The sequence below is a fragment of the Flavobacterium sp. JP2137 genome, from assembly GCF_050562195.1.
In the GTDB taxonomy this organism is placed as follows: Bacteria; Bacteroidota; Bacteroidia; order Flavobacteriales; family Flavobacteriaceae; genus Flavobacterium.
This window is the reverse complement of sequence record NZ_CP191647.1, coordinates 385,904-411,445: the sequence shown is the minus strand read 5'-3', so window position 1 is coordinate 411,445 and position 25,542 is coordinate 385,904. Positions and strand designations below refer to the sequence as shown.

The 25,542-nt window shown below is 33.3% G+C and carries 32 protein-coding genes and 1 tRNA gene; 22 read left to right on the top strand and 11 right to left on the bottom strand.

Features of this window, described 5'->3' with window-relative positions:
- Nucleotides 1–2: 2 nt before the first annotated feature.
- The 11 genes from ACQZ43_RS01785 to ACQZ43_RS01735 all read left to right on the top strand — a co-directional run bounded on the left by ACQZ43_RS01785 (nucleotide 3) and on the right by ACQZ43_RS01735 (nucleotide 8,946).
- Nucleotides 3–764 carry an RHS repeat-associated core domain-containing protein gene (locus ACQZ43_RS01785; protein WP_430614131.1) on the top strand — a complete coding sequence of 254 codons (762 nt, stop codon included), beginning with the start codon at nucleotides 3–5 and terminating at the stop codon, nucleotides 762–764.
- Between the two features lies 1 nt (nucleotide 765).
- Nucleotides 766–1,212 carry a hypothetical protein gene (locus ACQZ43_RS01780; RefSeq protein WP_430614130.1) on the top strand — a complete coding sequence of 149 codons (447 nt, stop codon included), beginning with the start codon at nucleotides 766–768 and terminating at the stop codon, nucleotides 1,210–1,212.
- A 733-nt stretch (nucleotides 1,213–1,945) separates the two neighbouring features.
- Complete coding sequence (locus ACQZ43_RS01775) at nucleotides 1,946–2,917, top strand: RHS repeat-associated core domain-containing protein (RefSeq protein WP_430614129.1); 972 nt, start codon at nucleotides 1,946–1,948, stop codon at nucleotides 2,915–2,917.
- Nucleotides 2,918–3,460: a hypothetical protein gene (locus ACQZ43_RS01770; protein WP_430614128.1), complete on the top strand. Its 543-nt coding sequence runs from the start codon at nucleotides 2,918–2,920 to the stop codon at nucleotides 3,458–3,460. It begins immediately after the preceding gene.
- A 472-nt stretch (nucleotides 3,461–3,932) separates the two neighbouring features.
- Nucleotides 3,933–4,601 carry a hypothetical protein gene (locus ACQZ43_RS01765; RefSeq protein WP_430614127.1) on the top strand — a complete coding sequence of 223 codons (669 nt, stop codon included), beginning with the start codon at nucleotides 3,933–3,935 and terminating at the stop codon, nucleotides 4,599–4,601.
- On the top strand, nucleotides 4,598–5,116 hold the full coding sequence (locus tag ACQZ43_RS01760; protein ID WP_430614126.1) for a hypothetical protein: 519 nt from the start codon (nucleotides 4,598–4,600) through the stop codon (nucleotides 5,114–5,116). The genes ACQZ43_RS01765 and ACQZ43_RS01760 overlap by 4 nt, the downstream gene beginning before the upstream one ends.
- A gap of 27 nt (nucleotides 5,117–5,143) precedes the next feature.
- Complete coding sequence (locus ACQZ43_RS01755; RefSeq protein ID WP_430614125.1) at nucleotides 5,144–5,908, top strand: hypothetical protein; 765 nt, start codon at nucleotides 5,144–5,146, stop codon at nucleotides 5,906–5,908.
- Nucleotides 5,909–5,920: 12 nt separating this feature from the next.
- Nucleotides 5,921–6,349, top strand: coding sequence for a hypothetical protein (locus ACQZ43_RS01750; RefSeq protein WP_430614124.1), 429 nt, complete (start codon nucleotides 5,921–5,923; stop codon nucleotides 6,347–6,349).
- A 429-nt stretch (nucleotides 6,350–6,778) separates the two neighbouring features.
- On the top strand, nucleotides 6,779–7,420 hold the full coding sequence (locus ACQZ43_RS01745) for a hypothetical protein (RefSeq protein ID WP_430613541.1): 642 nt from the start codon (nucleotides 6,779–6,781) through the stop codon (nucleotides 7,418–7,420).
- Nucleotides 7,362–8,063, top strand: coding sequence for a hypothetical protein (locus ACQZ43_RS01740; RefSeq protein ID WP_430614122.1), 702 nt, complete (start codon nucleotides 7,362–7,364; stop codon nucleotides 8,061–8,063). The genes ACQZ43_RS01745 and ACQZ43_RS01740 overlap by 59 nt, the downstream gene beginning before the upstream one ends.
- A 412-nt stretch (nucleotides 8,064–8,475) precedes the next feature.
- Nucleotides 8,476–8,946, top strand: a complete 471-nt coding sequence (locus ACQZ43_RS01735; RefSeq protein WP_430614121.1) for a hypothetical protein — start codon at nucleotides 8,476–8,478, stop codon at nucleotides 8,944–8,946.
- Nucleotides 8,947–9,082: 136 nt separating this feature from the next.
- Here the strand turns inward: ACQZ43_RS01735 and ACQZ43_RS01730 are convergent, their stop codons facing one another.
- Together ACQZ43_RS01730 and ACQZ43_RS01725 are read right to left on the bottom strand one after the other, a co-directional pair.
- Nucleotides 9,083–9,490, bottom strand: coding sequence for a helix-turn-helix domain-containing protein (locus ACQZ43_RS01730; RefSeq protein ID WP_430614120.1), 408 nt, complete (start codon nucleotides 9,488–9,490; stop codon nucleotides 9,083–9,085).
- Nucleotides 9,491–10,141: 651 nt separating this feature from the next.
- Nucleotides 10,142–10,549, bottom strand: a complete 408-nt coding sequence (locus ACQZ43_RS01725; RefSeq protein WP_430614119.1) for an XRE family transcriptional regulator — start codon at nucleotides 10,547–10,549, stop codon at nucleotides 10,142–10,144.
- Nucleotides 10,550–10,898: 349 nt separating this feature from the next.
- Between ACQZ43_RS01725 and ACQZ43_RS01720 the strand changes: the two genes are divergently transcribed.
- The 4 genes from ACQZ43_RS01720 to ACQZ43_RS01705 are packed head-to-tail and all read left to right on the top strand — an operon-like array spanning nucleotide 10,899 to nucleotide 12,203.
- Nucleotides 10,899–11,495 (top strand): hypothetical protein, encoded by a 597-nt coding sequence (locus tag ACQZ43_RS01720; RefSeq protein ID WP_430614118.1) that lies wholly within the window; start codon nucleotides 10,899–10,901, stop codon nucleotides 11,493–11,495.
- Between the two features lie 23 nt (nucleotides 11,496–11,518).
- Entirely contained in the window at nucleotides 11,519–11,659 is a 141-nt protein-coding gene (locus ACQZ43_RS01715; RefSeq protein WP_430614117.1) for a hypothetical protein, read from the top strand.
- Nucleotides 11,660–11,693: 34 nt separating this feature from the next.
- Nucleotides 11,694–11,990, top strand: coding sequence for a hypothetical protein (locus tag ACQZ43_RS01710; protein WP_430614116.1), 297 nt, complete (start codon nucleotides 11,694–11,696; stop codon nucleotides 11,988–11,990).
- A gap of 45 nt (nucleotides 11,991–12,035) precedes the next feature.
- The gene (locus ACQZ43_RS01705; RefSeq protein ID WP_430614115.1) at nucleotides 12,036–12,203 is read left to right on the top strand and encodes a hypothetical protein; all 168 of its coding nucleotides are present in this window, start codon (nucleotides 12,036–12,038) and stop codon (nucleotides 12,201–12,203) included.
- Between the two features lie 242 nt (nucleotides 12,204–12,445).
- Here the strand turns inward: ACQZ43_RS01705 and ACQZ43_RS01700 are convergent, their stop codons facing one another.
- Together ACQZ43_RS01700 and ACQZ43_RS01695 are read right to left on the bottom strand one after the other, a co-directional pair.
- Complete coding sequence (locus ACQZ43_RS01700; protein ID WP_430614114.1) at nucleotides 12,446–14,074, bottom strand: DUF6770 family protein; 1,629 nt, start codon at nucleotides 14,072–14,074, stop codon at nucleotides 12,446–12,448.
- Nucleotides 14,071–15,393, bottom strand: a complete 1,323-nt coding sequence (locus ACQZ43_RS01695; protein ID WP_430614113.1) for a M48 family metalloprotease — start codon at nucleotides 15,391–15,393, stop codon at nucleotides 14,071–14,073. The genes ACQZ43_RS01700 and ACQZ43_RS01695 overlap by 4 nt, the downstream gene beginning before the upstream one ends.
- Before the next feature lie 341 nt (nucleotides 15,394–15,734).
- On the opposite strand from ACQZ43_RS01695, the gene ACQZ43_RS01690 reads away from it, so the two are divergent.
- The 3 genes from ACQZ43_RS01690 to ACQZ43_RS01680 all read left to right on the top strand — a co-directional run bounded on the left by ACQZ43_RS01690 (nucleotide 15,735) and on the right by ACQZ43_RS01680 (nucleotide 17,245).
- Nucleotides 15,735–15,926: a hypothetical protein gene (locus ACQZ43_RS01690; protein ID WP_430614112.1), complete on the top strand. Its 192-nt coding sequence runs from the start codon at nucleotides 15,735–15,737 to the stop codon at nucleotides 15,924–15,926.
- A 9-nt stretch (nucleotides 15,927–15,935) separates the two neighbouring features.
- A complete protein-coding gene (locus tag ACQZ43_RS01685) occupies nucleotides 15,936–16,418 on the top strand; it encodes a hypothetical protein (RefSeq protein WP_430614111.1) in 483 nt (160 codons plus the stop codon).
- Between the two features lie 341 nt (nucleotides 16,419–16,759).
- A complete protein-coding gene (locus tag ACQZ43_RS01680; protein ID WP_430614110.1) occupies nucleotides 16,760–17,245 on the top strand; it encodes a hypothetical protein in 486 nt (161 codons plus the stop codon).
- Nucleotides 17,246–17,475: 230 nt separating this feature from the next.
- On the opposite strand, the gene ACQZ43_RS01675 is transcribed toward ACQZ43_RS01680, so the two are convergent.
- On the bottom strand, nucleotides 17,476–17,658 hold the full coding sequence (locus ACQZ43_RS01675) for a hypothetical protein (protein WP_430614109.1): 183 nt from the start codon (nucleotides 17,656–17,658) through the stop codon (nucleotides 17,476–17,478).
- Between the two features lie 286 nt (nucleotides 17,659–17,944).
- Complete coding sequence (locus ACQZ43_RS01670) at nucleotides 17,945–18,325, bottom strand: hypothetical protein (protein ID WP_430614108.1); 381 nt, start codon at nucleotides 18,323–18,325, stop codon at nucleotides 17,945–17,947.
- Between the two features lie 950 nt (nucleotides 18,326–19,275).
- On the opposite strand from ACQZ43_RS01670, the gene ACQZ43_RS01665 reads away from it, so the two are divergent.
- Nucleotides 19,276–19,614: an SdpI family protein gene (locus ACQZ43_RS01665; protein WP_430614107.1), complete on the top strand. Its 339-nt coding sequence runs from the start codon at nucleotides 19,276–19,278 to the stop codon at nucleotides 19,612–19,614.
- Nucleotides 19,615–20,198: 584 nt separating this feature from the next.
- On the opposite strand, the gene ACQZ43_RS01660 is transcribed toward ACQZ43_RS01665, so the two are convergent.
- The 3 genes from ACQZ43_RS01660 to ACQZ43_RS01650 are packed head-to-tail and all read right to left on the bottom strand — an operon-like array spanning nucleotide 20,199 to nucleotide 22,061.
- Nucleotides 20,199–20,339 (bottom strand): hypothetical protein, encoded by a 141-nt coding sequence (locus ACQZ43_RS01660; RefSeq protein WP_430614105.1) that lies wholly within the window; start codon nucleotides 20,337–20,339, stop codon nucleotides 20,199–20,201.
- Nucleotide 20,340: 1 nt separating this feature from the next.
- Nucleotides 20,341–21,339 carry a nucleotidyl transferase AbiEii/AbiGii toxin family protein gene (locus ACQZ43_RS01655; protein WP_430614104.1) on the bottom strand — a complete coding sequence of 333 codons (999 nt, stop codon included), beginning with the start codon at nucleotides 21,337–21,339 and terminating at the stop codon, nucleotides 20,341–20,343.
- Nucleotides 21,336–22,061 (bottom strand): DUF6088 family protein, encoded by a 726-nt coding sequence (locus ACQZ43_RS01650; protein ID WP_430614103.1) that lies wholly within the window; start codon nucleotides 22,059–22,061, stop codon nucleotides 21,336–21,338. The genes ACQZ43_RS01655 and ACQZ43_RS01650 overlap by 4 nt, the downstream gene beginning before the upstream one ends.
- A 1,257-nt stretch (nucleotides 22,062–23,318) precedes the next feature.
- On the opposite strand from ACQZ43_RS01650, the gene ACQZ43_RS01645 reads away from it, so the two are divergent.
- Nucleotides 23,319–23,852: a hypothetical protein gene (locus ACQZ43_RS01645; RefSeq protein WP_430614102.1), complete on the top strand. Its 534-nt coding sequence runs from the start codon at nucleotides 23,319–23,321 to the stop codon at nucleotides 23,850–23,852.
- Nucleotides 23,842–24,432, top strand: a complete 591-nt coding sequence (locus tag ACQZ43_RS01640) for a hypothetical protein (protein ID WP_430614101.1) — start codon at nucleotides 23,842–23,844, stop codon at nucleotides 24,430–24,432. The genes ACQZ43_RS01645 and ACQZ43_RS01640 overlap by 11 nt, the downstream gene beginning before the upstream one ends.
- 102 nt (nucleotides 24,433–24,534) lie before the next feature.
- On the opposite strand, the gene ACQZ43_RS01635 is transcribed toward ACQZ43_RS01640, so the two are convergent.
- Nucleotides 24,535–24,608 (bottom strand) — tRNA-Ile (locus tag ACQZ43_RS01635).
- A gap of 65 nt (nucleotides 24,609–24,673) precedes the next feature.
- Nucleotides 24,674–25,078, bottom strand: a complete 405-nt coding sequence (gene mce / locus ACQZ43_RS01630; RefSeq protein ID WP_430614100.1) for a methylmalonyl-CoA epimerase — start codon at nucleotides 25,076–25,078, stop codon at nucleotides 24,674–24,676.
- 70 nt (nucleotides 25,079–25,148) lie between these two features.
- Between mce and rbfA the strand changes: the two genes are divergently transcribed.
- Entirely contained in the window at nucleotides 25,149–25,541 is a 393-nt protein-coding gene (gene rbfA / locus ACQZ43_RS01625; RefSeq protein ID WP_253470821.1) for a 30S ribosome-binding factor RbfA, read from the top strand.
- Nucleotide 25,542: the final 1 nt, after the last annotated feature.

Here is a 25,542-nt window from a genome sequence, read left to right as displayed (position 1 = left end):
CTATGACGCTATACGACTATGGTGCGCGTTGCTATAATCCGGGGGCTAGTATATTTTTGAACGTAGACCCGTTGGCGGAGAAGTATCCGAATTGGAATTCTTACGCATATACTTATAATAATCCAATTAATTTTGTTGACCCAACAGGAATGGAAGGAGAGGGATGGATTAGGGATGCTTGGGACTCATTTAAATCGGTGATTAGAGGTCGAAATAAATATGAAAAACTTGAAGTTATTGTAGGTCCAATTCAACCGAATTTTGTTACAATACCATGTATTGAGTGTCATCATACGGCCAATATTGGAGACTTAAATGTAGAAGTAAATCCTTATGTTAATGGCGGACTGAATATTGCGAGTGGAATTTTAGGAGCTGTAGGTGCCTCTGTTTATGTAGTAGGGACAGAAGGAATTGGTGCCCCTCTTGGAGGAGCTGTTGCGTTAAATTTATCAATTGGACAAATTGTATTAGGAGGTGCACAGATAGTGGATACATTTCAAGAAGGAAATAATACAAATCTGCAAGCTTCTGGGAGTATTCCTGGACTAATAGCAAGAGAAATAAATTTCTCTAATCCAGAGGTTATTGATGCAGGTGCTAGTTTGCTGTCAACGCAATTGGGAAATAGTGGAGGAGTAATTAATGCAGTTAAAGAGAATGTAAAGAACATTAAGAATCAAAATCAGATGATTAAGAATAGTTATGAATTATATGATACTGGAAAAGCAGTCAATGATTTAATTAACGTTGAAAACAAATAGAATGAATATAGAAAGCTACAAGGCTGTAATAAATAAGTCTTTTTTATTTTTTTGCTTTTTTGTTATAATATTGTTTGTAGTGTTCGATTATTTAAATATTCTAAATTTCAGAGTTGTTAGCTACTTGGTGTCTTTTATTCTTTTATGGTATTTGATTCCGCCCTTTTTTGGAAAGGTGTATGAGGTTCTAATTGTAAATGAAGAAGAAATTATTATAAAAAAGCGGTTTTTATTTAAAGTAGTGTATGAAAAGTTTAATATCAAGAATTTAGCTTTTAAGTATAAAGAACGAATATCTTATCCAAATAAATTTTATGAATTAATCTTAATTATAGATAATAGAGAAATTTTAGTAAACACGAAAGGAGATTTGGTTTCATTTATGGAAGAAGATGAAAATAAAATCTTGTTAAGATTAAAGGAGTTAAATATTAAAGAGATGTTTTAAATATGGGATTTATCGAATATTTAGTACCTATTGTACTTTCTGGGTTTTTTATAAAACAGTATTTTAATAAGAAGCAAACTAACGATAGAAGGAATTTATTTTTGATTGTTGGAGTTTTACTTTTTTTAGTAACCTTTTTTAGATATATACTTAGATAATAATATTCCCACGTTGGCGCGAGCATCTTGCTCGTGCTGTAATAAAAAAAGTAAAGCCCTGCAAATTTCAGGGCTTTTATATAGTAAAAGAAACGCCAGGCTATCTAGTTTGGCGTTTTTGTGTTTTTATTAAATTAAGTTTATCGGGGTTTTTGATGTGTATTAAAAAAGCGTAAAAGTTCAATATCGTTGTTTTGGTTTAAGTGGTAGTAAAGTGTAATTTGTTTTACTACTGTAATTTGGTAAGTGCTTTTATATCCTATGGGTTTAAAGGTAACCCCGCTACCGCACGAAATCGAAGATTCGATGAAGTTAATCCTTTGGTGTGCTACGAAAGGAAGTATTTAACTAACGCTACTGCGCGAGTCCTCTCGTGTAGTTTATTTCAAGTACAAAAACTCTCGATCATATTGGGAGTTTTTGTATTTCCATACCTCGTATTTGTTTACTTCGAAAGAACTTGACAAAGAAATGGGAATGTATTATTACGGTGCGCGTTATTACGATCCCCCCGCTGCCGCACGAAATGAAATTCGACGGAGCAGTCCCTTCGTGTGCTACGGATAAATACAAGCATGCTGGGGGCGAGTCTTCTGTTAAATACAAAAACGCTCAATCATTTAGGGAGTTCTTCTTATCTTACAGACGTCAATGGGATGCCGACGCATTATTATGAATATTTGCCTTTCGGCGAAATGATGGTGGAGCATAACAACAGTAACTTTGATAATATATATAAATTTAATGCCAAAGAATTAGACGAACAAACCGGTTATTACTACTACGGTGCGCGGTATTATAACCCAAGAACAAGTGTTTTCTTGAGTGTGGATCCGCTGGCGGAGCAGACTATGGAGCCGTATTTGTATACTGGTAACAACCCTATTATGTTCACTGACCCTACGGGAATGAGTAAGGAAGGTGGAGAAGATCACTGGGAGATTAAAAATGGTAAAGCTTATTTAATCGATACAGTAGGAGACGATATCCTTGTTAGGAACGAAGGAGATAAGGATTATAAATTATTATCTGAGTTTGATTTTACAAAAAGAATGGATGCAGCAAAGGATATAGTGTCTTATTATTCATCAGATTACAGTTTGTCAAGTGTAAATGGAGGGAGTTTTGAATTAGAACCTTCATATTTTAAAAATACAAGAAACGCAGAAAAGGCTGGGTTTTCAAAAGGCACCCAGATGTGGGTTCGTTTACAATTTAATAGCGGAGGTTTGTTTAGTTCCGATAAAGTTGATATTTCGGAAAAATTTATGCTTATTGATGGAAAGTTTGATTTTATGTTAAATAATAAGTGTAATATGCAAAACACTATAGGGCACGAGTATAGGCATTTTTTAGATGATTTAGGTGTTAGAAGTAAAGTTAATTATGGATTTAATTACGGGGAATTGATAAAATCAAATTTTCTTGATAAACAAAATCTAGAACAACGTGCGATTCAGTATCAAAGGCAATTGCCTTCTTGGAATAATACTACAAATAATTATAAAAGAGCAATGGAATATTATTACGATTTAAATTCAAAATAGATGAAAAATTTAGTGTTATTGTCTATGTTTTTTTTTATTTCGTGTGGAAGTAAAACTGGAGAAGAATTCTTTTTTAAAGTTGATAGCTTGCCATTAAAAAATGATTATTCAGAACTGTTGTATGTTCAAGATGTTACTATGTTCTATTTAAATAAAAACAGAAAAGATAAGAATAGCATTTGTTTCACTGTTAAAATAGATCAATCGAGTATAAAAAATCAGTTTGAAAATATTAGGTTTAGATTATTTCATGGTAAAAACAGCTATGAATATGTATCAATGTTTCCGCCGACAGTCTCTGAAGAAGATACAGTTTTTATTTGTTTTAGTCAAGATGAGATGGAAGGAACTAAATTAGATTCTATTATTAACTCTATGGAGGAGGTTTATACAAATGAAAAAATACGAATCACAAAATATATTATTAAAGATGTCAAATTATATCTGTACTTTGAAAACAAAGATAGTACTGCCGTTCCATTAAGTAAAAAAACTTTGTTTTCATTTTATTTACGTGACAAAAGTATGTTAGATGTATATTAATTATGAAAATTGAGCAAAAGTTAGATTTCAGCTATCCCCGCTAGAGCACGAAATGTAATTCGACGAACTCAATCCTTTCGTGTGGTGTGAATAAACAAAAAATCCCAACCGTAAGTTGGGATTTTTTGTTTATATAGAAAGTTTTTTTTGAGATTGGTTTTAAATATAAAAGCTTCGAGTAAGTCTTTTACGGTTGTTTTTTGATTCTCAGAGAGGTCTTGTGTTTTTACGAACAAGTTTAATAGTTCGTTTTCTTTAATGATGTTTTTTACTATTAAAATACTAGTATTTATAATTGAAAAGTTTATTTTTATAGAGAAGGAAATAGGTTCTTTGGAGATATGAAGTGACGCGCGAGGCAAAAATGGAGTAGAAGTGCTTCAACGTAGACCCCTTAGCGGAGCAGTTCCCAGGATGGACTCCCTACCATTATGTACACAACAATCCAATCAATTTGATTGATCCGACGGGGATGATTGCGCAGGAAAGTGATGGGTGGATTGTCAAGGAAAATACGACGGAGGCTACATACGACCCTAAGTATGATGGCACAAATACTCCTGAAGGACATTATTACGGAACAGCATTCGAATTAGAAGGTACTGTTTATAATGCTGATGGTTCTACGGAATCATCAGGAGGAGGGATATCAGATTGCGTGAGTTGTCATCATACTACGACTCTTGGAAATGGTACAGCTAATAATTCACCTTATGATCGTTATACGATTTGGGGATATAATAGAACAGGCGGAGATGATGAGAAATCTATGCGCGGTCAGAATGTGAATGCGATAAGTTTTAGAGTTTCTGATGTCTCACTTATGGGAGCCGGTGGAGCTAGTTTAAAAGGACTAAATAGCATATCTCAGTTTGCACAAATTTTGCAACATTTGACCAGTGCAACTTCTGGCGCTGTGGCTTTAGGTGAAGATCCAAATATTAAGAAGGCTGTAAAGTATATGCAACGGATAAATATTAATTTTCTTCCTCCATCGCCTTATAACAACGCTGCGATTCATATAGGAAAACCGAAAGATACCCTAGTTGATATACATGATATAAATAATGTCAAAAAACTAAATTTAAGAGATTCAATAAGAGAGGTTAGTAAGTATAAACAGTATTTAAAAATTAAATGATGATTAAATTATTATGTATATTCTTTTTTTTATTAATTCTAGGATGTAAAAGGAATAATGTAGAACCGGAATTTTCACTACCTTCTGTAATAAATGTGGAAAGAATTCAAGCAAGAATAGATTTTCCAGATACTATATATGTAAATCAAAAATATGATGGGGAGATTTTGTTTGAAAGTCATTATGATTCTATTACTAAAGTTTTTACAAATGAGGATAAAAAACGCTACGTTTTTGTGAGTTTGGCTTTAACTAATAGAATTGATTATGATTTTAATTATTTAAAAACAATTGTAAATGATACTTTCGGAGCAATAGATAATAGGAAAATCCCTATTTATAATGTTTCATTTGATTATGAAGGTGTTTTCTTTATTGACGGGATAATTAATGACGCAGTAATGATTAATCTAAATCAGAAAGGGGAGAAAGGAGAGGATTTAGGAAGGTGGTTAGAGGATGAAGTGCGTGTAACTAAAAAAGTTATCGTTGTAAATAAAGATGCTAGTGAGTGATAATATGATGCTGTAGCTAGTATATTCTTGAGCGTAGATCCGCTGGCGGAGAAGTATCCTGGAATTGGAGGATATGTGTATGTAGCAAATAATCCTGTAAATGCTATTGACCCAGATGGAAGAGATATAGTATATCTTAATAAAGTAGGTAGTATAATTAAAGTTGTAAATGACGGGAAGTCACAGATTGTAATAATAGATGGAGGAAAAACTAGATTATTGTCTGATTATTCAATTGGTAGAAGTTGGTTTGGATTGAATAATCGAAATAGACAAGTTGTAGCGAATATAGGAGGGTATTACGGTAGGAAAATGGAAATTAATGGAGTTGGTGCTAGTTATGTTAGTTCAGGTATCGCTCATTTTGACCCAAAAGATAACGGAATTTGGATTGCTCCAGGAGTCGATGGAAAAGTGAGTAGTTCATTAAACGATAAAAATAATTTAATGAATGTATTATTTCATGAAGGAAAGCACAGAGAAGATGATTTAAATGGGGTTAATAGTACATATGAGAGTCATGCTAGTGTATATATTAGTCAAATGGGCAATAGTTCTTTTAGTAAAGCAACTGAAGATTTTCAAGATGGAATGGTTGGTAATATGTTGAATTATATTATCGGAGTTGAAAATATAAAAGTTAGAGGGGAATTAATTGACAACTTTAATGATACAAATGTAGGTGGTTATAAATTAGATAAATCTTATAGGTCAGGTTATGGATGGGGAGTTAGTAAAAATGGAGGCACCAAGGAATATTTAAACCCCGTAAAGCCCAAATCTCCCAATTAAATAATTTAAATTATGAATAGATTTTTTCTTGTTTTTATACTAAGCTGTTTGCTAATCAGTTGTGATAGATGTAATAATAGTTTTGAGGAAATAATTTTAAATAACGATAAGCACAGTAAGCTCTGGAACTATTATGCTTTAGAAGAGAATGAATCATTTAGGTATTTAGGATATAAATATTCTTTCTACTCTGATGGTCACTTGAAGATTTTCTACTCTAAAAGTACAAATGAAGAAGGAGTGGATTATGAAAATTATGACATTCATGGTGGTGATGTAAAAAGAATTTGGAATTTCAAATTTGAAAACAAACAACTAGACTTTAATACAGATTCTTTTATAATAGAAAAATATAATTTGGATACTATAATTATGAGAGGAAAAGGATTTGGCGGTAAGTTTATGATGGTAAGGATGAAAGAGAAAACTAATTCACAGTGAGGGTGTATTGTTCCCCGCTACCGCACGAAATGAAATTCGACGAAGACAATCCTTTCGTGTGGTACGAATAAATAAAAAATCCCAACCGTAAGTTGGGATTTTTGTATTTAAAGAGAAAGTTCCTTTTTGAGATTGGTTTTAAAAATAAAAGCTTCGAGTAAGTCTGTGACGGTTGTTTTTTGCCCTTCAGTGAGGTCTTGTGTTTTTATTAATAGACTTAAGAATTCCTGTTGTCTGTTAGTTTTTTTCTGTTATAAGACTAGTATTTATGATTGAAAAGTTTATTTTTATGGTAGCAATGAAGTGACGCGCGAGGCAAAAATGGAGTAGAAGTGCTTCAACGTAGACCCGTTAGCGGAGCAGTTCCCAGGATGGACTCCATACCACTATGTACACAACAATCCAATCAATTTGATTGATCCGACGGGGATGTCTGCGGAGGAAAGTGATGGATGGTATGAGAATGAGCATGGTACGATTAAACACGATTCTACTATAAATAATCAAAAAGACCTTGATGATAAAAATATAAAAGGAGAATTCATAGCAAAATCTTTTCTTGGAGAAAATCAAAATGGTCAAGTTTTTGAGTTTCAATCTAATGGAGATGTTAATTTTAAAGATGGTGCGACTTCATCTGCTTATAAAGCAGGAGGATTTGACGGAGATTTTGTTTCTGTTATTTCATCAGGAATAGGAAAAAAATCGGATGGGAATATTTCGACTGCGTCGACATTAGTTCTAAGTCCTCAAACAGCACATCCGGCAGTAAAATTAGTTGCAGGAATAGTAGCGATAGGATATCTAATGACTGCAGCAATACAGACGGGAAGTAGTGAAGATATGCAATTTTCTTTTTCTCTTCCTGAAAGCATTAAGACCTCTGGGTTCTTTGACTCAATGGGGCAAAGAGGAAATAATGATAAAAGGCTGGGGTCTGAAGAATTAGAACGTATTAGTACTAAACCTATAGGAGAAAGAACATCGGCAGAAAAGCAAAAATTAAAAGCACATGAAAAAGCAACTCAGCAAAGAGGATCAAGACATAGTAAAGGAGGGAAAAAGAGATGATTTTGTTTTTAGGTTAAAATCTTTAAATGAATTGGGTTGGAAAGAGGGATATAACTTAATTCATGATTTTTGTTATTCAGATATTAAGCTTGGATTAGATGATATTAAAGAAATTCTGTCTGTAGAAAATAAAGAGTTTATAGATTTGTTCTTACGAGAATATATACTCTTTGATGAGAATGACAAAAAGTATTTAGAAATTTTCATTAATGAAAATCTAAACAATAGTGATACTGAATTCGTCTCTGATTTAATTTATTTTGCTAATGACATATCATTAAACCTGGAATATTTAAGTGTTCTTGAGATAATAACTAAGTTTGGTGCAAACGAAAATTACATTGTATTAGCATCTTTGAATTACATATCTAATAATGTTAAATTTTACTATTTTGATAAGATTGTAGTTTCATTTGAAAAAGTAATAAATTCTTCAGATTATTTTCATTCAGAGCAAATTTTAGCAAGTTTGTTTCTTTATAGAATTACTCATAGAATAGAATATTTAGATTTTATTGCTGAGTTGGTGGAGTTAGAAATCGGCAATCTAGATTTTTTGACTAATTTGCTACTAGATGAGTGTTATCAAGAAAAGTATTTTAATTTAAATGAAGTTAAAGGTAAAATACCGAGAATTATCTAAGCATGTCTTCCCCCGCTACCGCACGAAATGAAATTCGACGAAGTCAATCCTTTCGTGTGGCAAGAATAAATAAAAAATCCCAACCGTAAAAAGTTGGGATTTTTGTATTTATATAGAAAGTTCCTTTTTGAGATTGGTTTTAAAAATAAAAGCTTCGAGTAAGTCTGTGACGGTTGTTTTTTGCCCTTCAGTGAGGTCTTGTGTTTTTATTAATAGACTTAAGAATTCCTGTTGTCTGTTAGTTTTTTTCTGTTATAAGACTAGTATTTATGATTGAAAAGTTTATTTTTATGGTAGCAATGAAGTGACGCGCGAGGCAAAAATGGAGTAGAAGTGCTTCAACGTAGACCCCTTAGCGGAGCAGTTTCCTAGTTGGAATCCGTATCATTATGTACACAATAACCCGATTAATTTGATTGATCCAACGGGGAGGAGTGCGGAGGGATGGAGAACAGTTAATGAAACTGGTAAACGAGAGTATAATAAATCTTTTACAAGAGAAAACACTCCGTCGACTCATACTTATGATGATGCTATTTTAGATGGTAAGAATCAATTGTTTTATGATGAATCAGGAGAGATTACATCAACTGGAACGGTAATGGAAAATATTTCGATTACTAAAGCATCCTCAACGCATCCTTGTTTTAGCGCAACTCTTTTTGGGGAGTATGGCCCATCTTCAATGAAATTTGAATCGAATAATCCATATGTTAATGGAGCAATGAATAGTACAAGAGGAGCAGCAGCAGGTGGAGCTATAGCATTAACAATGTCATTGGGGAAGATAGGAATTGGGATAGGGCAAATTGCGGAAACAGCTAGTGGTGGAAATAATCAAAATTTACAGTTGTCTAGTAATATACCAGGTTTAGCTCACTAACTAACGATTTCGATGGGTAGTGTCAGATTTTGAATCGTTTAAGGAATCTTAAAAGGCAAAAAACTAAGCGCGGATTTATTCCGAGCTTAGCTTTTTGTTGTATTGTGTCATTGTGGTAGTTGTTTGTTGTAAAGACTTATTTGCTTTCAAGTAATTTCTCCAATCGTGCCATCATCTCGTCTTTTTCTTGTAACATTCGCTCGTATAAAGCAATTTTCTGATCGTGTAAGGCAATGATTTTTTCAACGGGATTGATGTTTTGTACATTAAAACCATTGTTGTTCACAGCATTGTCAGAAAAATTACACGATATATTGTAAATCGCCTGTTCTTCATCAAAGTTTTGAAACGCTTCTACGGGGATTTTTAAAACGGCAGCGATTTGTTGCAACATCGGTACTTCGATTACTTCTTTTTGCTCCAATAAGGAAATTTTCTTTTGGTTCCAATCGTCGCCCAAGTCGAAGGCGAGCATTTCTTGCTTAATCCCGAGCATTTCTCTAAAGCGCTTAACGTTTCTTCCTTGATGTATTTTGTGTTCCATAACAGTGTATTGATTTATCAAAGGCTCAAAGATAGAGCCATCGGTTGACAAGCATAGGGGTAAAGTTAAAAAAATATCCGATAAATTATCCCTTTTTATGCATAATATATCCGTTGCGGCATAGAGCGAATTAACGATTTAATTCCGATGTTAAAAAGGATCTCGAGGGTTGATTATAACATAAGTTTTTTTATTTTTATGGGAAGATGATTGCAGTGAGGTTTTTTTGAATACGCGTTTTTTAGTTGTTAGTGTCTTGATGTTCAATGAAAATTCGTATAATTCATATGTTAATGGAGCAATGAATAGTACAAGAGGAGCTGTAGGGTATCGTTGCTTCCGCTAGTTATATTGGCTCTACTGGAGGTACAGGAGCTGCAGCTGGTGGAGCTATAGCATTAACAATGTCATTGGGGCAGATAGGAATTGGGATAGGGCAAATTGCGGAAACAGCTAGTGGTGGAAATAATCAAAATTTACAGTTGTCTAGTAATATACCAGGTTTAGCTCACTAACTAACGATTTCGATGGGTAGTGTCAGGTTTTGAATCGTTTAAGGAATCTTAAAAGGCAAAAAACTAAGCGCGGATTTATTCCGAGCTTAGCTTTTTGTTGTATAGTGTCATTGTGGTAGTTGTTTGTTGTAAAGACTTATTTGCTTTCAAGTAATTTCTCCAATCGCGCCATCATCTCGTCTTTTTCTTGTAACATACGCTCGTATAAAGCAATTTTCTGATCGTGTAAGGCAATGATTTTTTCAACGGGATTAATATGGTAAGATCCTCCTGAATTTCCAATAAAAGCTTCGTCATTAAAAGTATTGGAAATTATGTTAATCGCCTGTTCTTCATCAAAGTTTTGAAACGCTTCTACGGGGATTTTTAAAACGGCAGCGATTTGTTGCAACATCGGTACTTCGATTACTTCTTTTTGCTCCAATAAGGAAATTTTCTTTTGGTTCCAATCGTCGCCCAAGTCGAAGGCGAGCATTTCTTGCTTAATCCCGAGCATTTCTCTAAAGCGCTTAACGTTTCTTCCTTGATGTATTTTGTGTTCCATAACAGTGTATTGATTTATCAAAGGCTCAAAGATAGAGCCATCGGTTGACAAGTATAGGGGTAAAGTTAAAAAAATATCCGATAAATTATCCCTTTTTAAGCATAATATATCCGTTGCGGCATAGAGCGAATTAGCGATTTAATTCCGATGTTAAAAAGGAGCTCGAGGGTTGATTATAACATAAATTTTTTTATTTTTATAGGAAGATGATTGCAGTGAGGTTTTTTTGAATACGCGTTTTTTAGTTGTTAGTGTCTTGATGTTCAATGAAAATTCGTATAATTTATCCTTTTTGGTATAATATATCCGATTGGTTTTTTTCATTTTTGTAAAACTAAAACTTTATGATATGGACGATGACGGAAAAAACAAAAACAAAGGGAGTTTAGTCAAAACGGTCACTCGAGCAAAACGGGTATTTGAACTCGTTTTTGCAGATAATTATCAATTGCATAACAACCTTTTTTTGCTGCTCAAAAACATTGATAATCCCGTTGTATCGGATTTGTTTGAACAATTCCCCAAACTGTTACATCAGCACGATTTAAAACGCTTATTATCTGGAAAAATTGAAATAGCATACACCCATACTCAGGAAGTGCAACAAGCTTGTTTGTTGGGGGTCTTACAATCATTATTGTTGAGTGTACAACAATTGCTCGATACCGATAGTTTGGATTTTACTAAGGATCAAATCGACATCAAGATGATTCATTATATCGAAGCATCCATTCCCTTATCCGATTTATCGCTACAGTTAGGTCAACTTGTTCGCTTTGCTGTTGGAGGCTGGTATTACGACGCGTTTACCAAGCATTTTTCTACTGCCAATGACCAAGAAATACACCGAGATATAGCACAACACCAATCCTGTGAGTTGATGTTGTGGTGGGGAATGATTCGGATTTTTTTGGATGCTTTAGAGAAGGTAAGCAACATAAGATGAAAGGATTTTTTAAAGGTCACCCAATGCCGATGCTTAAAAAGAATTTAACAGAGAAAGAATTTAATCAATTTATCGAAATCATGGAATTTGATGAAAAAGGGAATTTCTATGAAATGGATTACAAGAAAATGGAACGGGAGATAAACACGATAGTATCGAATTAATGCCGATCTGGTAGGGATTTATGGTGGGATTACGATGGTAGATAGTTTGGGAATTGAAACACTTTTAACTCCTGATTTGGGGGTCTATTATACAATTGATCGGAAGAAAGTTAATATAGCTAATTTCACCAAAGGAAACACGATTTACATGATTACCGCTGTCAATTGTGGGCCCTGTGTTCCGTTTTCAAAGGAGGCCAACAAAATAGCAAGTGATCCGGTCAACAAAGACTTTCGGTTTGTGGCATTATTTGCTGATTCCATGATTCGTATTGAGAATTACAAAAAGGGTAAATTACACGAGAAATTAGCCCTGCTTGATGAGCATTGACTCCGGTTTAACAAGGAGCAAAAAATCATTAATGAAATTAAACAGATGTACAAAGGCAAGCCTGGAAATTTTGAAACAGGAAAAAGTTTTCCGGAATTGTTTTATTACAAAAATGAGGAGTTTGTCAGAACGGAAGAGGCACATCAATTGCAAGAAGTTATAAATGAGTTAAAAAAGACTTTGGATTCGAATGGACCAAAGTCTAATTATTAAACAAGTGACCCTAAAGTGAGGGGTGCGTATGGTTTTGGAAAATCTGACTAAAGTAGTAGACAAAACCTTGTTAATCGTAAAAACAGCGGTGTTGTTTTTGGCTATAGTTGAAATAAAGGTGTTGCGTTGGATTTTAAGGCAAAAGGGTTTAAAAAGACATGGGCTGCCACAAAATGATAGCCCATATAAATAGATTGTTGCATAGTAGGATACTATCCCATTGAAGCGATGAAAAGGTGATTTTAATTTATTTTTTCCAAGCGAATTTCCGATGTTTTTCCAATGGTTTCAACGATCATGATATAGCCTTTTTTAGCGGGTTGTATAGTTAGTTCGCTACCGTCCTTAGACTTTAAATTGATTTTTTGTTCGGTAAAACTTCCGTCGATATTGGATACGATTCCCAAAACCCATTGTTTTTTACCGCCGCTCTCTGGTTTCTGTTTGTTGAAATAGAAGAATAAAAAGTTGTCGTCACCGAGGTCTTGGTAGCCAGAATAATCAAAAATACCAAAATAATTAGCTGTAGTACCCTGCATTCTTACACCATTTCGTACGCTTTTTGTACCTTTATCGATGCGTTTATACTGAACCAAGTTCATGTTTTTATCGACCTCAAAAAGAATCATGTCGAATATTTTCACTCCTTCCATACCGTTCATAAATGCATTGCCGGATAAGGTTTTGTACTGTTCTGTAACAAACACCAGATTGCCATTGGATTTTAAAAGGGCATCGTGAAGAAATAAATAACTGTTAGGTTCTCCTTTTTCATTGATGTAACCGTTTTCGTTTATGGGTAGATGTGGCGCTAATTGGGTCCATTTAAAGAAATTTCTATTTAACTCCTTTCCTGTAGCAATCTCGTATTCCGATTTGGAAAACCCAATAATTTTTTTTTCATCTAAGAGGAAGTTTTTGGTGTCTTCGCTCATGATACGGTCCAAAAAGCTAACTTTTTCATTAGAATTTAGATAAACATCAATGGTAGATATATCTTTGGCTTGTATTCCTGCTGCTTTTTTTAATCCGTAAGGAGCAATTTCACTGATTAGTTTACCTGTTTCTTTGTCGAAAAACAGAAAAGAGTCGAACAGCTGTCCTTTTTTTAGTAAATCCTCGTTTTTTGACCCGTGAAAGTAGCGTCTGCCGATGAGAACATCCGAATGGTTGGTATTGTTTAAAAAGGAAACCGACTCATATTGCTTTTTTTCTCCCGAGGCGTTATACGAGTAGGACCATAAGGGATTTAGCTGTGCATTGAAAAATTGAATTCCCTTAGCTCTAGACGCTGCAGTCGCATAGCCCATTTGGTTGATGTTGTGAAGGCCGGAGTCTTCATTGTTTTCTAGTGGGGTGTTTAAATGATATCCAAATGAATTCGGTCTAAAAGCGAAAACCGTACTTTTTTTAAGGGACTTTGATTCTTCGGGATAGTCTTTTTCTAAACTTTCAGTCAACACAAATGAATCGGAGAGTGAATTTTCCCGGATGTCTAATAGTCTGTATTTAGTGCGGACAATGGCTCCAATAGAAACAAAACGTTCGTCTATTTTAAATGAAATATAACCGTCGCGGTAAATACAACTAACATCGATGAGCTTTCCATACGCACCAAGTTTTTCCGTAAAATCTCCAGAGAGTACTTTGTTTAAGTTTTTGTCTAAAAGTACATATTCATACAAAAACTCTTTTTTGGCGATTTTGTCTTTTTTAAAGATAAAGAAGTAACCGTAAATATCGTCTTCTTCTTTGTTGAATAAGGGCTGGCTTTCGATGAGTTCTCCCGTAGATAATTTCTGTAGTTCAACGACCTGACTGTATATTGCTGAACTAAATAGGAGTAATAAGAGTAAAAGTGTTTTTTTCATAATGTTTTTGTAAAAGTAATTTGGGGTTCTATAGATTTATAAATGTTTTCTAAGTCCGATAAACTAAGATTGAAAATGAAACTGCTAAACAAATTGTAACTGTGGGTGTATTTTGCTACATTGACCTGACTGACAAATTTGTTGAGTTTGTACGTTTGTTTGGCTTCATAGATTTTTTGGAGATTTAAGCCAATCCAATTTTTGACTTGCTCGGTGGGTTTTCTATTATAAAGTTTAAGCGCTTCATACAAGCTATTGCCGTAGTTTTTTAAGTAGTATTCGTTTTGAATGTTTTGATAAATAGCGCTTTGTTGCCAGAGTATAAATTCCGCTGACGAGCTGGTTTTTAATGTAGCGATTTGTTCGTGCCCTTTGATTTCAGGTGCAAGTGATATTAGCTGTTCAATTCTAACATCAATATTGGGATGACTGCGTAGGGAATCGGTATTGAATCGGGTATTTTTCTGATAATAATATTGGTCAAACCTTTCCATTTTAAACCATTTGTCTTTGATTTGTACCTGAAAGGATTCCAGTATTTTGGTGTAGTCTTGTGGGGTTAAAGAATCGGATTCTATATCGGAATCTCGTAATTTTTCTAGTGACCTAGCAACTTGATGTGGATTTCGGTTGAGTCGGGAGTAAAAAATATAACCCAGTGAGTCTGCTTGAGTTTCTCTTTTTCTACTTTCAGCGGAGTTGTTATAAATGATTTCTTTCAGCAAATTTTCTGCACTGGTTTTTTTACTGTATTTCTGTTTCTTTAATTTTTTAGTTTTGGCTATTAATTCCTCCGAGTTGTTGGATTGGACATATTTTGTTACCGATTTCAGTACATGGTCTAGGGTTTGATGAGCCATTTCGTGACAGAGTATATACACCAATTGATCCTCGTTGTCTAAGGCATTTAGTAGATAATTGTAGATGACTATAGTGCCTTCACCTCGATTGTGAGCATTGGTTTGGCTTTCAATAGAAACCAAGAGGGATAGATTTTTGGGAATTTCGGGATTTTCTTGCTGTATTGTTTTAGCGAGTGTGTTTAGATAGTCGTTAAAGGGGGTGTCGTATAAAATTTTATTTTGGTCAATCTTTTGTTGAATTTCTTTATAGCTTTCTTCAAATACAGACTTGATTTCTTTGCTTTCTTTTTTGTTTAGAGACTCATCCAATTGGGCAAAGAAGACAGTTTTTCGTTTTTTATAATCGGCTTTCAGTATACTTTTTTGCAGGGGACTGAGTGTATCTATTAGGTTTGGTTGTTGAGCACAGACCAAGGCATAACAGCACATAAAAAAAAGGAGATAAGCAAATTTCATAAATAATAGCAAACTTTTGTGTATGTTCTGAAGTAACTGGTATCGATAGAAAATACAGCGATTTAAAAACGCCAATATTGGAACTTTTTTGACCAACCGAAAATACATACAAATAATTGTTTTGTCAAATTTTAAGATTAATTTTTGATAATTTTTTTAATCTTAGCGAGCTATTTGTTTTAAAATAGGATTTATTTTCGTTTATAATTCAATATTGTTTACAAATGAACCACATGAGTTCGTTTATTTGTTTTTGAATTTAGTTATATTTGAAATAAACAACACCGTAGATAGCGTTAAGGACACAAATGCTTAGGGGGCAAATTATAGAAGACAGCGTTGTGTTAGAACGGATAATAACCCTGCTTTTAAGCAATGTTTTTGAAATTGACGATATAGAAAACAGCAATTCTTTTCAGACTACGGCTAATGTTTTGAGTTTTTACGCCAAAACGTCCATATTGTCCGATTTAAGAGTTGAAAAATCTATCTATAAAGAGATGGCAGATGCCACAGGTCAAATCGGATTTTAAAAGTTTATAATGATGAGGGTTATTTTATATATTGGTATGTTATTTTTGATAGGATGTTCTTCTGCAAGACATAATTCCATAATTCCATATATTGTTGATTTAAGAGTTGAAAAATCTATCTATAAAGAGATAGCAGATGCAAAAGGTCAAATCGGATTTTATATTACTCACCTTTCTGATTCTAGGCTTATGATAATTCTTAATTATGCCGAAAACAGAGAAAAATCAATTACAAATAGAATGTTGTTTATTAATGATAGTTTTTATCCGATAACGTTTGATACAGATTATTTGTTTTATGCTGAGATAAAAAGAGAAAAACCATTTTTTGGAATAGAAAATGGAGTTGAGATTGATATGCCAATTATAAGTGAAAGAGAGAAAATGGAGTTTTACGACTTAAAAAAGAGAAAACCCATATTTGACCATTATACGTATTGGATTATTGATAAAATAAATGGGAAGTTAATAGAAACGAATGTAACTCAATAATTGTTCTGCGCTGGCGCCAGCATCTTGCTGGTGCCTACAAAGTTTAGTAGCATCTAATTTGTGTCCATTAATGTTTGAAATAAAAAGGAGGAGATACTTTTTTTGTTGTTTGCATACAGCTGTGTAGGGATTCGGTTTTTTGTTTCGTCACACGAAAGAATGGACTGGGGCGAATCTTCGCTTTCGAGTGGGCCTTCGTCAGTATCTTGGAGTTTAGGTGTAAATAGATGTTCTATTGATGCTTATAACACTCGAGTTGGAGTTCAGGCACAGAAAGTTTTAATAATGGACAGGATGCTTTATGAAGTTGGGAAGGATTTTAATTATTATACAATTGATTGATGAGAGTAATTATAGTTGTAAGTTTATTAATATTAACAAGTTGTTCAATAAAGAAACAAGCTGAAATGATTCCATATGTTTTAGATTTAAATACAGAAGAGTCCATTTACAATGAAATTTCGAGATCTAATGGGAACGGTAAAATTGTTTTTTTTTTAGAATTTATGTCTGATTCAATGTTAAAGTTTAGTCTTTTAGATTTAGATAATAAAGAAGCATTGATTACTAATAGAAAGCTGTTTATTAATGACAAATTTTATCCGATAGTTTTTGAAACAGATTATTTCTTTTATACAGAAATCAAGGAGTTTAAACCAGTAGTTTTGAACGAAGACGATAAGGAAATAATTATGCCTACTATAAAAGAACGAAAAAACAATATAGGACAGTATGGTTATAAAAAAAGAGTACTGATTATTGATAATAGTTTGTATTGGATTGTAAATAAAAAAGGAGCGTTAATAGAAACGAATGTAACTCAATAATTGTTCTGCGCTGGCGCCAGCATCTTGTGGGTGCGCTCATAGTATATCACTTAGTGTTGTCGGCACTTCAGTATTGGCAAAAATGGTCTCCATCTAAAAAATCGATAATTTTTAAATGAAAAAAGCTCCACCATGCGGTGAAGCTTTCAAACCTTATTTGTCCTGTCGATTTACTTTTGCTTCATGCTTTGTAATGCATAAATCAAATAGGATAACTGTTTTTAGATTTTTTATAACTGTGTTTTTCTTGAAAACAATATTTTTGAAATCAAAAATATTCCAGAAATAAGGAGTACTCCCGAAAGGGTCAAAAGAGTATTTCCTAAAGCTCTAAAATCAGTGATTTTCGCTAAAGCACCAATCATGCCTGTGAAAATAAAGAGTGCGATTGTAAATAATAATAGTTTTTTCATAATAGTTTGTTATTGGGTTATTCTACTTTGTATTAACTTATGCTTTGCCAAATCAGATCTAACCTTTGTAAAATTGTTTTCGAGTAAAATTTGAGTCTCTAATTTTAACGCATCAGACATTTTTACTACTGTGAATGTAGGAACTTCGTATTCGGCAGTTAGAAATTCCTGAAGCGTAGCTTGACAATACATAGCCGCCATTACGGCTACTCCTGGATTGGTATACCATGCAACACATCCCACGAAATTATCACATATAATATCATACATCTCGTCCATGCATTCTCTAAATGCATTCTCTAAATGCATTCTTTTGTAGACTTGCCAATCTCTGAAAATTCATATAATTTTGATGAAAATAGCCGTCTTTATTGTTTATTAATAAGAAACCAGAACCATTAGGGGCTATAGTATTTGTCATAGTAAAAGAACTAAACTCGTTAGAATTAGGGGCTATTATTAGTTTAATATTATCGTCTAAAGTAACTTGTTTAAAGTCATGATCTCCAACTTTAATAGTTTCGTAACTTTGAATGTTTAGTCTTAAATCAATATCAAAGTTTTTTTTTGTACCAGTATCGGATAAGGTAGTCGTTGTACTAGTGTTGTCTGAAGAGCAAGAAATAAGTAAGAATACTCCAATAATTGCCAGTAATGTTTTTTTCATAATAAAAAATTTAATAAGTTATCTTTCAAACATAAAAAAAAAATAATTTACACACCAAAGAATAATGTTAATTTTTTAACTTATTTTATGTTTTTGATTTTATTAGTAATTCATTTGAATTTACTGAGCGGTTTTTTTGTTGCTTACCGAGTCTGGTACTGTTGTGTTTTGTGTTTAGCTCTGTTAAGTGTTTTTTGTAAATAATAGAGTTTAAAGCAAATTAAAATGCTGTTATCTAGCTGATTTATAGTTTGTTATTGGTTTGAATAGTTTGTATTAGGTGTGATTCGTTGCAAAAGTAAAGAAGTGATGTGCTTGTCTCGTATTACTTTGAGAGCAATGCAAAAGAGGATTTAAATAAATACCGAATAAGTTGTGGAAAGTTGCTCTTTGCGATATTTGTTTTTGTGTATTTTGATTTTATGTTATTGTAAATGCTTTATAGAGAGCTTAATGTGTTGGAAAAGCTTCGCATTATTATGAAGCATTCAAGCCTTAAGAAAAACGGCTTCCCTATTCGAAAATAGATATATACTTTGAAAATTATACGACTTTAAAAACATTTTACTATAGAATGCTAACTTGTCTTCAGGGGTTCACAAATATTGTATTCGAGACTGAAATTTCGAAAAAGGATGGTTTAGCGCAATAAAGTAAGGTACCTCGAATGGTGTTTTGAGTCTCAAAATTACTTTTTATGTTCTTTTAAATAAGTATTAACATTATGTTTATCTGTAATAATTAACATCTTTTAAGTTTTGGTTAGAAACAACAAAAATTGGTTTATCGCTTTTAAGGGAGGCTGTTAATACTCTCTTGATGTACACCTACTATTGACGATGAAAAAAGTACTGATTACATAAAACGTACATCGATTCGTATCGTTTTAGATAAAGAAGTCTTTGAGGGGGGCTGGGGTACTGGAGAAAAATCTTAAACACTTAATTAAGATGCAATTTTATTGTTTACTATTCGCAGTGCTTATGTTACTGTTTACTCTTTTAAGTATGAAATATACGAGTAAAAAGAGAGGTTTCTTTGGATATAAGACTAGTCGATCTATGAAAAATGATAATGTATGGAACTACGCTAATAAAATCGCAAATCGGGTCCAACTTATAAATGTGATGGTTTTCATAATCGCGAGTTTTGTTTTGTTTCACCTTACCTCGGAGGAACTAGCTGTGGATATTTTGATGATATTTTTTGCAGTAGCTTCAATTCTAATAATTCCGATAGTCGAGTTATGCCTTAGCAAAAAATTTGATCGTGCCGGAAATTTAAAATGATTTATTGGTTTTATAATAATTTGCGAAATGATTAAATAGTATTTTTCTTCATCAAATACTTGTAAATATTATTAAGTTTTAAACGTTTTGATCGTTTTTTGAGTATTGTTTTCTTTCTCAAGATTTTCCTAGTTGATGGGAACTTTAATTTCTAGTACTGCTGTAAAAAACTTATGGATACCATTAATGGTTTCGTCCTATTCGGGAATTAATTCTTTTATTACTTCTTTAGATTCCAAAACTCCTTCTAACAATTTAAAATTAAGGTATAGTTTTTCTTTATCCAATAACGGCTGAGGCTCAACAAAACAAAATCATATAAAGGTGTTTATGTGTTTTTGACCGTTGTGTTCCGCATTTTATCCACATTGAATTTGTTTGTTTTATAAAGCTATTGATTTTTTCGAAACGGAAGGAGCTTTTAAAAACCATCACACACCATTTTCATACTGGTTTTATTGATTTCGTACAAGTTCGAAGACGGGAGTCGTTCTAAATGGCTAACTGTGGAATCTATTTCATTCTCGGTAGCATAATCAGTTCTCAGGTAGGCTTTTAAAACTTCAATAATAAGTGCTTTTTTGCTATATGACCATAGACCGTTTCAGGTTCTGAAACCCCTGAAATTCGATTTGACGCATTTCCGAGCCAATAAGGTGAGTCATTCTTTCTTCTTGAAGCAAACTGATAAACGCTTTTTCTAATTGTGATTCGGTAAATTTCATGTTATTTTTTTTTCTCGTTTTCAGGAATTGTAATATCCCATTTTACATTCTTTACTCTTTCTCTAATTCTTATTAGAGAATCTAAAACCGCATCACTATTTGGTAGTACACCATAGACCAGATTCCCAAATTCATTCGTGTATGTATTTTCTAATACCTTCCACGTTTCTTCTGTTTCAGTGAATATTTTAGCTTCTTTAGGATGAAATGCTAACCATTGATTGTTGTTTTTAAAACTCGTCACATCATCTTCTCCAACAAGTGAAAGCATTTCTTCAAATGCAGGACTTTCAAAAAATTCTAAAATTGCGGGAACTTTTAATAACTGATGTAAATCGTAAGTATGGCGAATTTTATTTCGCAAGTCAGTGATTGGATCTTCTCCATAAGAAAACCGAACCAAGCTCATTATTTTTTCGCAAATAGTTCTGTTTACGTGCAAAACCTGAACTTCAAAAGGTAATAAGTCATGTTCTTCGGCAAGTTGATGTTGTCCCGCTGATTCCATCATTGTAAAAATATAGCAGAAAATAGTAGTTTTATGAAAAGGTTCATATCGCCCTAGCCAAGTAGCTTCAACTATAATATTTTCTCTTACTTGTCCGTATTTTCCAGTAACTGTTTTTGGATAGCTGTACGCGATTTTTCTAAGTATTCCGACTTTATGGGTAATGCCTTCTTTGTCAACTTCAGTTAATTTAGTACCAACAAGATTTGTTATTTTTTTTAACTTGTTTTTTAATTGATTTCCACCTTCATCCTCTCGTTTCAAAACTACTAAATCAATATCTTCAGAGAATCGTTCAATTAAACCAAAACATTTTGACAAAGCAGTTCCTCCTTTAAAAACGGTTTCTGTTCCAATTGAATCATGAAAGATTAGATGAAGTACGTACGTAATCCAATAATCCTTTTCCACATAAATGGGTAATATTCCCATTTGCTGAGCGGTAAAATCAATAGATTGTCTAAATAGTTTTATATCATCGTGTAACTTCATAGTAAATTCCATTTTTCGGATGTTTTCAAAACACTAGTGACACCTGATAGTTTATACTTTGTAATTGGGTTCAAACTTTTCTGTAGTACTTCTTGGAATTGCATAATTCCTATTTCGTCCAACAAAGCACCTATAAGTGCTCTTGTAGCTGGGGGGTATTTTTGCGATAAGCGTACTAAAGTATTTGTTTCTTTTTCACTTAAGTTTTTTAATAAGGATATGAACCGTAAACAGGCGGATGAAACAGTACTATCAGGAATTTTTTTGATGTAACGAATAGCATCTAATAGTTGCAAAAGCGGAATATTCTCTTTGGTAATGGTATTCTTTTGCTTGATAAATTTAATAGTATAGCGATCTCGTTGTAGAACTGGACGAATTTCGTTCCTGCCAATCTGAATTGTATTACTCACTTGCGTAGTTAATCCTAATTGATTGTAAATACTATAGCCTGTTAGATAACCGATTACTTTTCCGTTATCTTCAAGTAAATCTTTTACAACTTGGAACTGATTAGGCTCTAAATTTCCAAACGGAGTGCTTTCGGGTTTGTAATATTTGCCTTTAGACAGTTTAGCAATCTTACCAGAAACAACCATTCTATTTAAAGCTTTAATGACTGCTTGCTTTTTATTCACGGCTGTAGTAAAGTCAGCATAGGTGAAAACATAGCCTTTAGGAAGTCTATCTATGGTAACTGCAATATAATCAGTGGTTTTCATGCCTTTTTATTTGCTGCAAATATATGCTTTTGTCCAGTTTATTGTATGAAAAACTGGACATTTTTTCAAATGATACTTCAGTAAAAATTAACTTTAATTATCCAAATGCACTTTAAAATAAGCCATCAAATTTTCTTTTAAAATTTGGTTGTACAAAATATGGGATGTCATAATTTCTATACAAAAACTATACAAATACATATAATAAAAAAACGCAAACCCTTATTTATAAATAGTTTGCGTAAAGTGGTCCCACCTGGGCTCGAACCAGGGACCACCTGATTATGAGATATTTTAGTCGCGTTTTAAGTTCATTGTTTATCAGGTGGTTGTGTGTTTCTTGGAAGTGTGTTTCTTGGAAGTGTGTTTCTTGGAAGTGTGTTTCTTGGAAGTGTGGTAGGCATTTTATCCACATTGAAAGCATTTTTTTTAGTGAAAGATAGTACAATAAGAGGTTTTGTAATTGATTGTTAAATGTATCCTGTAACAGCTCTTGGCGATTTTATTAAAAATAAAAGAGTCCGGTTCGAAATTAATTTCGAACCGGACTAAATGAATGAATATTTGAGTTTATAAAAAAGATTGGTTTATGGTAGTTGAAAAGGAATTACATTTTCATAAACTCTATTCTATATCCTCCTTTGTCTCCTAGCTCAGAATTAAATTGAATGTCTTTTGCTTTTAGAAGATATTGTTTTTCGTTAACATCTATAATCATCTCCGCAACTTCTAGTGGAAATTTATTTAAGTCGATTTGGCTATCTTGAACTAAATGGTCAAAAATAATTTTATCAGAAAATATTTGGCCTTCTACTCGAGTAGTCCCGAAACCTCCCCCTCCACCAGGTGTAGGACCAGGCCATCCTGGAGGAAGTGGTTCTACTGGTGGCCAATTAGGAGGGAGTGTAGGGCCAACAGGACCTGCGACATGAATTTTACAAATACCAAAGCCACGTAGACAATCTCTCGAAGCTCTATGAAAATCGTAACCAAAAATTATTGGTGTAAGGTCATTCTCAAGAAGTTTATAAACTTCTTCATAACTTAGTGTTTTAAATGTTACATTGTCATAAATTATTTGATCTTCATCACTAAGGTTAAGCTCTTGTTTGGTGTGATTTGTTGTTTCTTCATTTGTGTCATTCGTTGTGCAGGAATAAAATAATAAACCGCCTAATAGATAAGTTTTTCCATAAATTTAATTTTAAGCCTGTTAATGTGTTCAATTATATATTAATTTCATAATATAGCGATTAGATGAAAAAGCTTTTTTATATCAATATAGGGTTGCTTTTTGCGGCCTGTGGGCCATTAATTACTACGAGTAATTACAACGATTTACCTGATGGTTGGAAGGAACGGGTAGTTCCTCTTACTACTTTCGAAGAAGTGAAAATGAATCAGATAACTAAAATAAACGGAAATCAATTAAGGGAAGAGTTGAAAAAACATCCTAAAGCCATAGTTCATACTTTAGCTAATGGCTGTTCATCAAATTTATCACTGGAAGAATATGAGCAGTTTGCTGTAAAAAATGGATATAAATTATTTATTGTTATGCTTGGTTATGAATATACTTTTTTGACATATAATCAGAAAAGAGAAAGTCCATTATATTCCATTGATACGGATTATTATACCCAAAAAAGGAGGTCCGTGTATGGCAAGAATTTTCTAAATGACTTGCTTGGTAGGGGAATAAATGAAAAAATAGAATATGAAGCAGATTATGTTTTTGAATATGGACAACTAATGCCCGGAGCGGGAAGTAAATTAAAATTTGAAAGTTAGAATTAATTCAATATCAAAGATGAAAATTAAGTGTGTGTATTTATTTGTCTATTTAACTTTTTTTAGTCTAACCTCTTGTGGGGGTGTTTTAGATCTTACTAATGATTATGGTGTTCTAACGGAGGATTGGAAGGAAATCATCGTTCCGCTCAAAAGTTTTGAAGAGGTAAAAAGAGAACAAATAACCAAAATAAATGGATATCAATTAAAAGAAGAGTTAAAAAGATATCCTAAGGCTTTGGTTTACGTGATATCAAATCAGAGACAAGAAATAGTGTCATTGCGAGAACTAGAACTTCAAATGTATGAGAGAAAGTGTAAATTGTTTCTTGTCATGGATGGTTATCTATTTGTGAGTTCAACATTTAATCAGCCTGTGTATTCTCCAATTTTTTCGATTGACAACGGGTATTATAATAAAAAATATAAATCAACTTATAAAAGGTATTTTATAAATGATATGCTTGGGAATGCAAAACTTTCTTCAAGGGTAAAAAAGGATGATTTTTTGTATTATTTTGAGGATGGTGTGTTAAAAAAATCAGGAAAGTATTCGTTATTAAACGATCTGGCTAAGTAAAAATCATAAAAACGGCTGTTTCAAGAATGAGACAGCCGTTTTATAAAAGTTGTTATTCTAAAAAAAAAGCTCCACATTGCTGTGAAGCTTTCAAACCTTATGTGGTCCCACCTGGGCTCGAACCAGGGACCACCTGATTATGAGTCAGGTGCTCTAACCAGCTGAGCTATAGGACCGGTTTCGAGGTTGCAATATTACGTCCTTTTTTAAATAAATCAAAGGTTTTGCAAAATAAATTTGATTATTTTTTAATTTCCTGACACAGTTCAATCAGCACTCCGTTGGTGCTTTTTGGATGTAAAAAGCTAACGAGCTTGTTGTCAGCGCCTTTTTTGGGAATTTCGTTGAGCACGGTAAAGCCCTCGTTTTTTAAGCGCGATATTTCCGCGTGTATATCTTCCACTTCAAAAGCGATATGATGGATGCCTTCGCCCTTTTTTTCGAGGAATTTTGCAATAGGACTCTCGGGATGGGTTGCTTCGAGCAGTTCTATTTTATTGGGTCCATTCATAAAGAACGAGGTGTTGACTCCTTCGCTTTCTACGGATTCCTCTTTATAGGCGGGGGCTCCGAAAAGTTTTTCGAAGAGTGCATTGGACTGGGCGAGGTCTTTTACGGCGATGCCGATGTGTTCAATTTTTTTCATTTTCTGTTTACAGTTGTTTGTATTAGCAAATATAAAAAGATTTCCATCCAAAAAATTGTATTTTTGCAGCATGGAAACGAATAGACAGAAAAAAATGGGCGCTTTGTTGCAAAAAGATCTAGTGGATATTTTGCAAGGCGAGGTGCGTAGCAACGGAATCAGCAACCTGATTATCTCCGTATCTAAAGTAAATGTGACAACCGATTTATCGATTGCGAAAGTGTATCTAAGCATTTTTCCGATTGAGAGAGGGCAGGAATTGTTGGAGGGAATCCGTTCCAATGCACCACTGATTAAACACAACTTGGCACAACGCGTCAAACAACAGTTGCGCAAAGTACCGAATTTGGTATTCTATATAGACGACAGCTTGGAGTATATCGATCAAATCGACAAAGCCCTACAAGGAGAAGAAAATCCAATCGCAGACCGCGAACTATTAATCAAAAGAAAGAAAAAATAAG